This is a genomic window from Rhizobium indicum, assembly GCF_005862305.2.
GTDB classification, from domain to species: Bacteria; Pseudomonadota; Alphaproteobacteria; order Rhizobiales; family Rhizobiaceae; genus Rhizobium; species Rhizobium indicum.
This window is the reverse complement of sequence record NZ_CP054022.1, coordinates 1095531-1108155: the sequence shown is the minus strand read 5'-3', so window position 1 is coordinate 1108155 and position 12625 is coordinate 1095531. Positions and strand designations below refer to the sequence as shown.

Here is a 12625-nt window from a genome sequence, read left to right as displayed (position 1 = left end):
ATCAAGGAGTGCACAGACATGCAGATCATCGGCACCAGTGTTACAAACATTTCAAACGGCAAGGTCACTGTCGAATTCACGGGCGAGGGAGGCGAGGGAATTTCCGTGACGGTAGTTTCATCGACCGGCGATCTCGACGGCGACGCCGCCGTTCGCAGAGCGAACGAGTTGATGGTTCAGGTTGCGACGTTTGGGATTCCGAACGAGGCGTTTGTGGAAGCGCAGCAAGCCGCCGATGAAAGCGTGGTCGAAACTGACGACGGGGCCGAAGAGACGTCGCCCGCGACCGGTTTCTTCTCTTCCCCGAAGGCCGTGTCTTAGTCCTGGGGCTCCCTACAGGCGCTCGATAACCCCCGCCCGAACGACGATCTCCTCTTGACGGAAGCGAACCTCAAGGTCGGCGCGGTAAGACGACCACCATGCACGGTCGAGATCGTCCACCATAACTTCGACGACAATGATGCGGTCCTCCTCGACGTCGCCGTCGTCCTCCCACAGACCTTCCGCGGGCGCGTTGACATGGAGGGTGATGCCGCCGAAGCGCTCGGTGAGTTCTTTGCGCACGCTGTCGAGATTCGTTCGGTTGCATCTGCCTCGGATGACAGGGAGAAGAATTTCGACAAGGAAAGGCATGGGACGCTCCAGCAGTGGACCTATGCCCTCAACATCTTTGAAGCAAACCTGTTCCTGCGCCATCGGAACTTCCAGGCGCCATTGCCTGTTATCGGGGGCGCCGCGACACACATGAAGGAGATCAGATTGAACACGGCGAACCTCGAGCTCGAGGCCTGATCATGGCCGTAACGGCGATCTCGGACATCTTGTCACCCAAAGGTGTCGTGACCCATCAGGAAATAGCCGCCGCACTTGGGCTGCAGAGCGCGCGGTCGATCAGGACGACGAACACGAGCTTTCCGATTCGAACCGCGCCGCCACGCTCTTCCCGGTCCGCGTGCTCCTCCTCGCCAATGAAGCCCCTCAGCGCGGCAAGACGTTCACTTTCTCAGACTACGCAGAGCTGGTCGAGAAGCTCACGTAATGCTGCTGGCCGGACGCCTTTGCCAGAGGCTTGCCCTCCGACGGCACAGCCCCATCTTTACCCGTGAACAAATGTCTGGAGGACACATATGCCACCTCGTAAGCCAGGTAAATCTGCTACGCTCGAAGCCACCGCTGCGAAGATCGCCAGTCCAGTGCCGAAGGGCGTCGTGGATACTGCGACTGGACAGGTCGGCGTCCCTGTCCAGCCCGATTATGATCCTCGCGAAGAACTCGGCGCCCTCCGCAGGCAGCTTGAAACGTTACAGAAGCAGGTGTCGGATGCCGCCCAGACTATCAAGGGCGGCGCGCGTGAGGCTGCGAGGCAGACGCAAGCGACGGTGAAGTTGTACCCTGTTTCGACGATGATCGCGATCGCAGCCGCCGTCGGGGCGATCGCCTTTGCTATAGGAGGCTCCCGCTCGGCGCCGCCTCGTTCGCGTTACGACCGCGCGCTCGACGAGATGCGCGATCTTTATGACAGGGTACGAGACCGGATCTAGGTCCTTTCGGGATTGCGCATAAGGCGATTCTCCGCCACGCTTGACTTGCAAGCGAGGGGAAAACGCATGCTCGAAACCATCATCAAGAATAGTCTCGACGTCGTCGATCGCACCGAACGCCTGATCGACGCAGCGAGGCGACTGCTGGCAGCAGGACTCGACGAGTTCGAGGCCTACAGTCTTCGCATTGAAATCGAAAAGTTGACGGACGTCGTCCTTGTGATGGACGAGGCTGCCCGGCTTCTCCGGCGGACTTTCGAGCTTCGGCCAGAAATTGCCCGCTACACCATAGTGAATTCGACGGTTCACTGACGTATCATCCTTTCGGATCGGATGACCTCGATCATTCCCTTACGCTGGGAATTGCGTCAGGATGGGCCATAGCCGATAGGGGCTGTGGGACATTCAAAACGGCGGGCGAGCCGCGCGTCATAACAGGGGTCGCAAGATGGAAGGCCAGCCGGGATGCGACAACGGATTGATCAAATTGCTTCCAGACGAAGAGCGCCGGTCTTTCGCCGAGCGCTTGGAAAGGGTGTTCCTACCTCAAGGTTATCAGATCGCGCAGGCGGGAGAGCCGCTGAAGTCAGTCTATTTTCTGTCGGCGGGCATCGGTTCCGTTTTGGCTGTCTCGGATAGCGGCCTAAAAGCGGAGGCCGGCATGTTTGGGCGAGAAGGATTTGCGCCCACTGCGTCATCGGTGGGGGCAAATACCAACCCGTACGATATCGTGATCCAGGTTGAAGGATTTGCACATCGCCTTCCAGTCGGGCTGTTTCAGGAAATCGTTGCCGACAATAGAGTTTTTGCAGACCTGTTGTCCCGCTACCTCTATGTGTTTGCAGCGCAGGTGGCCTATACCGCCCTTGCAAATGCAGCATTCAAAATCGATCAACGTTTAGCGAGATGGCTCTTGATGTGCCACGATCGACTTGTAACGGACAATATGCCTATCACGCACCAGTTTATCTCCTTGATGCTGGCCGTCCGACGGCCAAGCGTGACCACCGCCTTGCATATGTTGGAGGGAGAGGGGCTAATTCGGTCGGACCGTGGACGCGTTGTTCTCAGAGATCGACCGGGACTGGAGGAATATTCCGCGGGGTCCTATGGGCAGCCTGAACATGAGTACCGGGTGTTGCTGCAAGCGCGCTACGCGCAGCCCTAGAGTAACCCACTCCCACCATAGGGCCTGTCACCGCGCATGCATTGCAGCTTCAGCGACTGACGCTAAGGGCTGGTTTCCATTCGATCAAAGGGTGCCGAATCTCCGGGAGGATCAGGTCGTCCCCTGACGCCTTCTACGCATGGGCCTACGGCAAAGCAGAGGGGGCTCCCATCATCGCGGTTGTGTTGGCAGGGACTAACGGTCGCCGTGCCGCCGCTGCACGTGGCCACATCCGGCGCCGGTTTCGAAGCAGATCCGTTATTTTCCTTGCTGATATTGTCGGCGATATTTAACCCGACAGATTTTTGAGTGAGTCTGCTTCCTCAGGCGCGCGCCGATGCGGCGCGCGCGAGAGCTTTCATGCGGCAGCTGCATTGACCGCGGTTTCGGCGATTTCCGATAGTAGCTCGTCGGTCGACTCTTCTTCGTCGAGTGTCTGGCCGAGAAGCTCGGCAACCTCGTCCTGGCCGAGCGTCCTTGCCCAAGAAAGCATGGTGCCATAGCGGCTGATTTCGTAATGCTCAATCGCTTGGGCGGCGGCTAGAAGGCCGGGGTCAAGAGCGGGGGTTCCCTTAAACTCTTCCATCATCTCCTTCCCTTCCTCGATCATTCCGAGGATGGCACTACAGGTTTTCTGCTTCGCTGGCTGGCCAATCAGTTCAAAGATCTGTTCCAAACGTTTGACCTGCCCCTCGGTTTGCTCCCAATGGGTCTGGAAAGCCTGCTTGAGGTCAGGAGACCGGGCCGCTTCTGCCATTTTCGGCAAGGCGGTTAGGATCTGATTTTCGGCAAAGTAAATGTCCTTGAGGGTTTCGTAGAGAAGATCGCTGAGATTTTTCGGTTCGATAGACATCAGGTTTCCTTTCCGGTGGTGATTAAAGCCGTTGGGTGGAAGTGTGTTCTTCGACAAACAAAGCGGGCTTGGTGCCGGCCGTGCCGCCGAACCAGGCTGCGATTGCGCCGAGCATGAGCGCGAGGAAACCCAGAAGCGCACCCCGTGACACGACTTTCGTCGCCGTCTGGGCTGCGGCCAACGCTTGCTGCTTCGTCTGTTCGACCGAAGCTCTGTAGCTGGCCTCGTATTCATCCACCTTCGCCCGTGCCTGATCGACTGGGATGTTCTGGGCCTTGGCCAGGGCGTCGGCGGCACGTGTTTTGGCATCGTCTATCTTCGACTGATCTCCGGTGGCAACCGCCGTCATGGCGGAGACCGCTGCAGTCTGCAGAGCCGCAGGATCGTTGCCTCCGCTGGCATTTCTGATCTGCTGTTCGATGGTGCCCATCGGGTCGGTTGCTGTGGCCAACGCCGGAGCGGCCGCGGTCGCAGCCGTTGCGACCGTCTGGCCAACTCCGCCGACGATACTCGACAGGCCGCGGAACGCACCCCCGACGAGCGAACCCACCGACGTTGTCAGAAGAAAGAGAACGACAAGCGTGGTCACGGCCCAGGATGTGACCCCATGATAGCCGCCCGTGGATTTGCTTGGTCTGCCGGAAAGCCTCGCGGCAACATAGGCACCGATGAAGGATGCGATGATGCCGGCGACGACGAACCAGAGGCCGCCGACAATCGAGAACGTGCTGGCCGCCGGATTGTCCGAGGTCGCCGGATCGAGGACAGCCGCACCAATGCCAACGCCGAGCAGATTTAGAAGGAGCTGTGTGGCAAGAGCGAGAACGACACCGGCAAACACGGCTCCCCATGCAATGTTGGTGAATGATGTTAGGGAAGGATCGACAGTATGTGCGACGTCGCCGGGTATTCGGTTGGTGGCGAGTTTTGACATGGATTGAACTCCTTTGAGTTCTCGAGTGCGTGGTGACGTCGTACTCACGCGTCGAGGAATTGTTCCCGCATAACCAACTTATCTTATGATGCGCAGCCGCTTGACGAGGACCGCTGTATCCTGCCTAGCGGTCGGCGCATGACGAGACGCTGGTCCGCGCGTAAGGGTAAATTTGCCGTCCCATTGTCATCGGGCGGCTCGCGACGGGATGAATTTTTGGCCGCCTCGATCGGTTGCGAAAGGCATTCCAGCTCGCGCCGCTTGAATAGCGGTCGCAAGCGGTGCGTATGCAGTTCGTCCGGATGCCGTGACCTCCGTCGAAAGAACGCCATTTGCGCACTGGCGGCCATTGTCCCAGCCCGGATGATCTACGATCGGATAGAGGCATAGTCCCTCCAGCGGAACGCCAGACTGCATTGCCAGGGAAGCTTGGCCAACAACATATTCGAACCAAGTCGCGCGTCGCTCGTTCTCGATACCGGTCTCGGCGATGAGGATCGGCCTGCCGTATCGCGCGAAAGTCTGGCGCAAAATCTCATTGAGGGGCTTGTATAGCTCGTGCCCGATGTCGATCGGTGTGCCTCCATGAATCCACTGGTTGTTGAAGTAATAATTCACGCCGATGACGTCGAGATAGCGCTCGCTTCCCCCGATCTGCGGCCACAATCGACCGCCGATGAGATCCCACGCCTGGTATTGCGATTGGCGGTGACCTTCGGCAATACCCCTGTCTTCGGGCCGTGAGGGATGCGCGGTGACATTGATCACCGGCTCGCAGTGAACGAAGCGCGCCCGCTGGTCAACTGAACTGATTTCGTCCATCGCAGCGATTGCGGCGCGCGCCAGCTGCACTTTCAATTCGAAGCCCCGGCCATTGGCAAACGGATTCAGATAGCCCGCATCGCCGCCGCCCCAGGAGAAAAACGAAATCTCATTGACTGGGCAATAAAAGGGAACACTGTCGCACTCCTCGCGCACCAGCTTTGCGCAAGCGCGGGCGAAGGCGGCGAAGCGATCGACAAAACGCGGCGACCAGATGTCGAGATCGTCCGGCCAGCCATAATGCAGCAGATCCCAGATGACCTGCGTGCCGGTCATCGCGGCCGCCCGTATCATCGGTCGCACGCTCGACCAGTCATAGCCACCGGATTTCTCGATCAGGTGCCATCTAAAGCCGTCGCGCACTGTGCGGATCCCCAGGCCTAGAAGTTGACGGTAGTCCTCTTCGGCGTAGCGATCGTGGCTGACGGCGGCTATCATGTCGAGACGGCGGCCCTTGGTCTCACCTTCCCGCGGCCGAAGCCGATGGGTCGAGCATTCGAAACCGCCCTGCAGAAATGACCGGAACAGACCGGTCGGACCGGCCGCCTTGCCCTTGCCGCAGACATCCGCCAGCAGCTGCTCCCACTGCGGCAAAACCGCCTCGATTGAATAGGTGTTCTCCACCTTCCGCCGTAGTGCGGTGCCAAGTGCATGTCGACGCCGCGTGTCCCGCAAAAGAGCGATCATCTGTCCGGCCACGGCGGTGGCATCCCGATAGGGGACGAACAGACCAGATACGTGGTCGTCAATCTGCTGCTTCGCGCCGTTGTCGGGCGTTGCGATCACCGGGAGGGCTGCTGCACCGGCCTCTGCAATGACATGCGGCATGCCTTCTCCGCTTGAAAGCCAGGCAAAGATATCAAATGACGCCATGAGGGCAGGGATATCCTTCCGGTCGCCCAGAAACTGAAGCACACCGCCGAGCCCGCGTTGGGCCGCCAAGGCCTTGAGTTGGATCGCATAGTCCGGCACGAAGGCGTCCGGGCCACCGACGATCATGAACCTGGCATGCTTGGCCGCGACACTCACCAGAGCAGCGGCTTCGATAAAATCCTCGACGTTCTTCTTGGGGTCGAGCCGGCCGACCCAGCCAATCAGAACCTCGTCCTCGGCAATCCCCAGAGCGCTACGGGTCGGCCCCCGCAGAACTGGATCGAACGCCGAGAGGTCGACCATCGAGGGGATCTCAAGCGCATCATGCTCGCGTCCCGGCATCCGCGCTGCGGCGGCGTCGCGGATGGAACGGCATACGCCGACGTAGCGGGTCGTCAAATGTTTGGGGCCGGCCAGTGCTTCAGAAACGAGCCCGCCATGTTCGATCAGCGGCGGGCGAAGATGCAGGCGCTCCAACGCAGGATAGATATCCGCGACGTTCTGACAGGAGATGACGACGTCGTAGCTCGAGATTTTCCCGGCAAGGTAGCCGACCGTGTCGTTAAACGACAAGTCGTAGGGTGTGGTGTCGACGTCGATCCCGAGGGAGCGGAGCTGTACATGGGTCTGCTCGGGCATGCCGGGCTTTTTGAAGCAGGCCACGACGTCGATGCGGTAACGGCGGCGATCAAGGTGTTTGGCCAGCAGCCGCACTTCGGTCTCCTCCCCGCCGACGACCAGCCAGGCGAAGACGAAGAGGATCCGGATGGGCGTCGGTTCGATGGTCATTCGCCAACCTTGAAGACTATTTGCAGGAACTCCGGTCGGTTCTCGACCAGATCGGCGAGGAAGGATGGTGCCTCGTCAATAGGGACGACGTGGGTGACCATGTGCTCACGGATCGTTGTTCCGTCCGAGGCAAGGAGGTCGACCGTCGCACGCGCAAGCCGGCGCCGATCCCAGAGAGGAGCGAGCCCGCGGGGAACGCGGTTGATTTGAGCGCACCGAATGTTCAGGCCATTGTGGTGGAATTCTTCGCCAAGTCTCAAGGCATCCGCTCCGTGCTGGTAGAAGGCAAGATCGATCACAGTACCCTGCGGCCGCAAAGCCTTGAGCGCCGTATGCAGGCTGCCGGGATGCGCTCGTGTCTGAAACGCGAGATCGGCACCGCGTCCCATCGTCCCGTCATGCCAGCGCGCCTTGGCATGCTGCCAAGCCTGATCTTCCGTCATCGCGGTCAGCCCCATTGCCTCCGCCTTTTTCCGGCGAAAGTCGGAGGGGTCGGTGATCACCACGTCGGAGGCGCCAAGCACGCGGGCAAAGAGCGCCGTCATCAGACCGACGGTGCCGGCCCCGAGAACGATCACCGGACGACCGGCGACACCCGCACCGAGTGCGGGGACATTCGCCCCGAACGTTTCCGCGTCGGCATGGAGGATGCCGTTGGCGGCGATCGGCCCCATCTGGGCGACGAAGATGCCGAGCAGGGGATCGAGGTCCGGGGGCACCTGGACCAAGAGATCGTGAAACGGATCTGCCGTATGGCCGGTCTTATGACCATAGCTCGCCGCGAGCACCGCGCCCTCGGAGAAACCATGTGCACGCGACTGCGAAACGCGCGCGACCTCCATGTAGCCGAGGAATGGAACGGGATAATGCAGGTCGGGCTCGTTTTCGATAAAGACGCCGCGCCCGCCATCGAAGCGGGAACGGAAATAAGGATTGGTGTTCTTCAGGAAGGTCAGTTCGGTGCCCGCGGACAGACCAGTGAACAGCGTTTCAAGCCGCAAGTGGCCGTTGGCCGGCGGGCCTTCCTCATAGTCGAAGAAATAAGCACGGCCCGGTGCCTCGACGCCAAGCGAGCGAATCTTGCGATGGCCGGGTGGAAGCCCCTCCGGCGGCCGCGGCTGCGGCTGCAGCGGCGCTGGTTGAGTCCGTCTAATCCCGGAGGGGTCGAGATGCACGACCGACCCACTGCGGGCCGAGGACACCACGGCCAGGGCAAGACGGTGGGTTGCTACAGCGTCGCCGTAGGGGCACCGGATGCGGTTTTCGCCACCACGTACGGCATCGATAAAATCGCGGTCCTCGCGCCAGACCGGATCACCGTCGGCGGTGCGCACCGGGCGTCCTCGTCCGACATCGACCATGATCTCACGGTCGGTCAACTCGATCGCCAGCCTGTCGGCAAAAATGTGCAATCCGACCCGATGGCTCCAGCCGAGAAGGCAGGTGGAAGCTATATTGGCGACCACGCCCGTTTCAAAGGTAAGGCTCGCCGTCGTTACCGTCGGTACGTCCAGGCCTGGAAAATCCGGTCTGTCCTTGTAGCCAGCGCGTCCGTAGACTTCCGTGACGTCGCCGATGAGCCACCGGGCGAGATCGAGCAGATGGGTTGCCTGTTCGACCATCTGACCGCCTGATTTGTCCGCTTTCCACCACCATTCCGGCGGGGGTGTCGAGTCGAGCCAGTAGCCTGACAGAAGCTGCGCGGGATTGTCTGCTAACAGGCTTTTGGCCTCGTCGACGATATCAAGATAGCGCCAATGATAGCCGACAGCCGTTACGAGGTTGGCGTCGGCTACCCCCGCAGCGATGTCTTCGGCCTGCGCCAGGCTCAGCGACACCGGCTTTTCGACAAAAAACGGGATGTGGCGCTGGATGAGATCGCGTTCGGGCTCGCCATGGGCAAAAGGCGGGATGCAGATATAGACCGCATCAAGCTGTTGCGTATCGAGCATTTCGCGATGATGCCCGAACGATCTCGCACCGAAGCGCATCGCCGCCTCGTCGGCCCGGCCAAGATCGGGGTCGGCAAATGCCACGAGTTCGACATCGTCGAAGCTCGCCAGAATGTCCAGGTGCCGGCGCGCGATACCTCCGACACCGATGAAGCCCAGCCGTGTTTTTTCCATGGAAGTGTCCTTTTGTGTTTGGTTTCCCGGCTGGGTCAGGAACCGCTCGTAGACGGCCCCGGTCTCGGCAGCCATTCGAAAGACGGAAAAGTCCCGTTTGAAACGTTCAAGGCCGGCCCGGCCGCTTGCCGCCAGACGATGAGGATCGGCCAGCGCTTGATGGATGACGGCAGCAATCGCCGCTGGATTGCCCGGCTCGGTGAAATAGGGATGATCATCGCCGAGCGCCTCCACCGTCCCGCCAATGCGTGTTGCAATCACGGGCACGGCAAGCGACATGGCCTCCAGAACGGCCAGCGGAAGGCCCTCGAAATGCGATGTAAGAATGAAGAGATCAGCGATTGCCATGGCGTCGGCGACATCGGATCTGTGCCCCAGAAACTGGACGTGATCGCTCACGTCCAACTCCTTGACGAGGGCCCTGACGCGCTCTTCCTCTGGCCCCGTCCCAACAAAAAGCAAGACAACGGACGGGTGATCCTTCAAGACTGCCGGCAAGGCGCGCACCAGCGACGCCTGGTCTTTCTGCTCGGTGAAACGGGCGACCGTCAAAAGGACCGTTTTTCCGACAAGGTCGAGTTCCCGCGCGAAAGCGGTGGCAGATCGCGCGGGCAGCAGCGGAAAGATGCCGTTTCGAACCACCGTCAAACGCGAGGGCGCGACCTGTGCCTCACAGAAGCTCTGCCGCGAGGCTTCGGAAACGACGATGAGATGCGCCAATCTCTCGGTTTCGCGTCGATAATGGTCGATTTGCTCCGGGTCGCTGAGAAGATATGGAAGGTGCTCGGTGCGTATGATTGGGATGGCGCGGGCATCGGCCGCCGCCGCCAGATCGTGGCCCTCCCATCCGATCCCTGCGTGGACGTGCAGGATATCGACGCTGGATCTCGACAGCCACTCGTGAAACTCGCCTGTATCCTGGATCAGCTTCACCGCAAGCCCGACGCGCGCGGCGCGCGCCAACAAGCCCGTTGGATCCTCGGACATCACTGCGATGGTGACATTCCAGCGTTCGCTCAAACCGCGGCCGAGCGCGAGCATATGTTCGCCCATCCCGGAGGGATCGAAGCTATCGGTTGCCAGAAGGACGTGAGGCCTTTTAGTCATGCTGGGCGACGGCTAGGGTTCTGCTGGATCCATGGCGATCCCGCAAGCGCCGGTATGTGGCCAGCGCCTGGCCGACGACCTGGTCCATATTGTAATATTTGTAGGTGCCAAGCCGCCCGACGAAGGTGACGTCGTCGCGCGTACGCGCAAGGCTCTCGTATTGTTTGTAAAGCGCCTGGTTTTCTGGGCGCGGGATCGGATAGTAGGGCTCTCCTTCGGCACTCGCATATTCATAGCTGATACTGGTCATCGGATGGACCTGGCCGGTCAGGTGCTTGTATTCCGTGACGCGCGTATAGGGCACATCCTCCGACGGGTAGTTTATGACGGCGACCGGCAATAGGCGCCGCACATCATGCGTTTCGTGGGTGAACCTCAGACTGCGATAGGGCAGATGCCCGAAGCAGTGGCCGAAATATTCGTCGATGGGACCGGTGAAGATCGTATGGTCAGCCAGGCTCTCACGCCTGAGATCGGCGAAATCCGTGCCGACCATCACCGTGATATTGTCGTGGTTCAGCATCCGTTCAAACATGCGGGTAAAGCCGTCAAGCGGCATGGCCTGAAAGCGATCCAGGAAGTAGCGATCATCGGTGTTGGTCCGGGTCGGGATACGTGCCGTCACCGATCGGTCAAGTTCAGATGGGTCGAGCCCCCACTGCTTGCGGGTGTAGCCCTCGAAGAAGGTCCGATAAAGCTCCGCGCCAACCTGGGATATCACGACGTCGCGCGATGTCTTCACCGGATCGCAAGGCTCGGCTCGGTCCGCCAAAAAACGTTCCGCCTCGGCGTCGCTGGTCAGATCGATGTTGTAGAGCGCATTCAGTGTCGTGCGATTGATCGGGATCGGAAGGCGCAGATCGCCGGCCTGGGCAAGCACTCGATGCTCATAGGGCCGCCATGCCGTGAAGCGGGAAAGATAAGCAAAGATATCTTCGCTGTTGGTATGGAAGATATGCGGGCCATATTTGTGAACCAGGATCGCCGCCTCGTCGTAGTGATCGTACGTGTTACCGCCGATATGAGGCCTCCTGTCGCAGATAAGAACCCGCTTGCCGGCGTCGGCCGCGAGCCGCTCGGCAAGAACCGATCCGGCAAAGCCGGCGCCGACGATCAAATAGTCATAGGTTGCCGAAGGTGCTCGGCGCGAGGTTCCGACGCGAAATCGTTCAGGAAGGGCGGCCGAAACCATTTTTTGCGCCGCCGCCTGTTCGACGAGCACGGACATTCTGCGAAAGGTGATGTCCCAGGACGATTGCGTCAGAACCCGGTCTACCACCTCCAACCATGCCGCATCGGAACGGGACAATAAAAGCGCGGCGTCGCAGGCGCCGGCAAAGGCCTCGGCACCGTTTGCCAAGAACACCCCTGGCACGTCGCCGTAACCGCGCACGACATCGACGATCTGCGTTCCAACCACCGGCCGGCCGGCGGCGAGATATTCAGGGGTCTTGGTGGGGCTGATGAAGCGCGTGGCCTCGTTCAGCGCAAACGGCATCAGCGCAGCCTGCCAGCCCGAAAGATATGCCGGAAGATCGGCATAGGCCTTCTGCCCGAGATAATGGATATTCGCGCCCTGGGGTAGATCATCCGGCGAAATCTTTACAATCGGCCCCAAGAATACGAAGGAAAGGTCAGGCCGGGCCGTTGCGACGCTGCGGATCAAGTCGAGATCGAGCCTCTCGTCAATAACCCCATAATATCCAAGACGAGGCTGAGGAATACGCGCCTGGTCGGCTGGATCGGGCAAAGGGCAGCGGGCGGCGCGGAAGTGATGCGTATCAACCCCCGACGGGAACGGATGGATATTGTCGTGTTGACCCCGCCTCGCCTCATAGAGGCTGAGACCGCCGGTAAAGACGACATCGGCACAGGCCATCAAGGCCTGCTCGGAGGCCTTGAGATTGGCCGGCGCGAATTTGAAGTTCGCGAGTTCGTCCATGCAATCATAGACAATCGCGACAGCATCGACATGCCGGGCAAAGCCAAACATCAGCGGCGTATAGAACCAAAGGATCGGCCGCTTGCCGCCGTGGAGCAAAATGAGTTCGTCCAGCAGTCGGCGAAGCGCGGCCTCCCGTTCGACCTCGTTCCACCAATGTGGGATGCGCGGGCGGACTGCCTTGACGTTCGTGCCGTCAAAGGGATGAATCTCCAGATAAGCGAGATGGTGGTCTGTCGGGATAAACTCCTCGAAATAAAAGACCGGCCGCTCGCGTGAGAACCGTTCCATCAGATGCTGTGGCCTCTGGAGTACAAAGTCCCATCTTAGATGCGAAAAGCAGATGAGCGGCGCGTGATCCAACAAACTATTGTCGGACAATTGCGGGATAGAATTCAGCAGATTCATCGAGGACCTCGCAATCAGAATGGTCCCGAACCAAGAATGGCGACGAATGTTCCCGGAGGGCG

Annotated in this window: 10 protein-coding genes and 1 pseudogene; 5 read left to right on the top strand and 6 right to left on the bottom strand. The window is 60.1% G+C overall.

All coding sequences use genetic code 11. From position 1 onward, the window contains the following. Positions 1-18 precede the first annotated feature (18 nt). Positions 19-321: a hypothetical protein gene (locus FFM53_RS29630; RefSeq protein ID WP_138390467.1), complete on the top strand. Its 303-nt coding sequence runs from the start codon at positions 19-21 to the stop codon at positions 319-321. A 12-nt stretch (positions 322-333) separates the two neighbouring features. Here the strand turns inward: FFM53_RS29630 and FFM53_RS36635 are convergent, their stop codons facing one another. After that, positions 334-633: a hypothetical protein gene (locus FFM53_RS36635; RefSeq protein WP_138390522.1), complete on the bottom strand. Its 300-nt coding sequence runs from the start codon at positions 631-633 to the stop codon at positions 334-336. Between the two features lie 126 nt (positions 634-759). On the opposite strand from FFM53_RS36635, the pseudogene FFM53_RS37105 reads away from it, so the two are divergent. The 4 genes and pseudogenes from FFM53_RS37105 to FFM53_RS29610 all read left to right on the top strand — a co-directional run bounded on the left by FFM53_RS37105 (position 760) and on the right by FFM53_RS29610 (position 2709). Continuing rightward, a pseudogene (locus FFM53_RS37105) lies at positions 760-1039 on the top strand (hypothetical protein). Positions 1040-1127: 88 nt separating this feature from the next. Continuing rightward, on the top strand, positions 1128-1541 hold the full coding sequence (locus FFM53_RS29620) for a hypothetical protein (protein WP_138330853.1): 414 nt from the start codon (positions 1128-1130) through the stop codon (positions 1539-1541). A 66-nt stretch (positions 1542-1607) separates the two neighbouring features. Beyond that, positions 1608-1853 (top strand): hypothetical protein, encoded by a 246-nt coding sequence (locus FFM53_RS29615; RefSeq protein ID WP_138390468.1) that lies wholly within the window; start codon positions 1608-1610, stop codon positions 1851-1853. A gap of 136 nt (positions 1854-1989) precedes the next feature. Continuing rightward, a complete protein-coding gene (locus tag FFM53_RS29610; protein ID WP_138330855.1) occupies positions 1990-2709 on the top strand; it encodes a Crp/Fnr family transcriptional regulator in 720 nt (239 codons plus the stop codon). 358 nt (positions 2710-3067) lie between these two features. Here the strand turns inward: FFM53_RS29610 and FFM53_RS29605 are convergent, their stop codons facing one another. The 5 genes from FFM53_RS29605 to glf form a co-directional block, all read right to left on the bottom strand. Further along, on the bottom strand, positions 3068-3562 hold the full coding sequence (locus FFM53_RS29605) for a YciE/YciF ferroxidase family protein (RefSeq protein ID WP_138390469.1): 495 nt from the start codon (positions 3560-3562) through the stop codon (positions 3068-3070). 22 nt (positions 3563-3584) lie between these two features. Then, positions 3585-4496, bottom strand: a complete 912-nt coding sequence (locus FFM53_RS29600; protein ID WP_138390470.1) for a PhnA-like protein — start codon at positions 4494-4496, stop codon at positions 3585-3587. Between the two features lie 186 nt (positions 4497-4682). Continuing rightward, positions 4683-6980 carry a glycosyltransferase family 4 protein gene (locus FFM53_RS29595; protein WP_138330858.1) on the bottom strand — a complete coding sequence of 766 codons (2298 nt, stop codon included), beginning with the start codon at positions 6978-6980 and terminating at the stop codon, positions 4683-4685. Continuing rightward, positions 6977-10213 carry a glycosyltransferase gene (locus FFM53_RS29590; RefSeq protein WP_138390471.1) on the bottom strand — a complete coding sequence of 1079 codons (3237 nt, stop codon included), beginning with the start codon at positions 10211-10213 and terminating at the stop codon, positions 6977-6979. The genes FFM53_RS29595 and FFM53_RS29590 overlap by 4 nt, the downstream gene beginning before the upstream one ends. Then, positions 10206-12563: a UDP-galactopyranose mutase gene (glf, locus tag FFM53_RS29585; protein WP_138390472.1), complete on the bottom strand. Its 2358-nt coding sequence runs from the start codon at positions 12561-12563 to the stop codon at positions 10206-10208. Before glf ends, FFM53_RS29590 begins: the two co-directional genes overlap by 8 nt. Between the last annotated feature and the right edge of the window lie 62 nt (positions 12564-12625).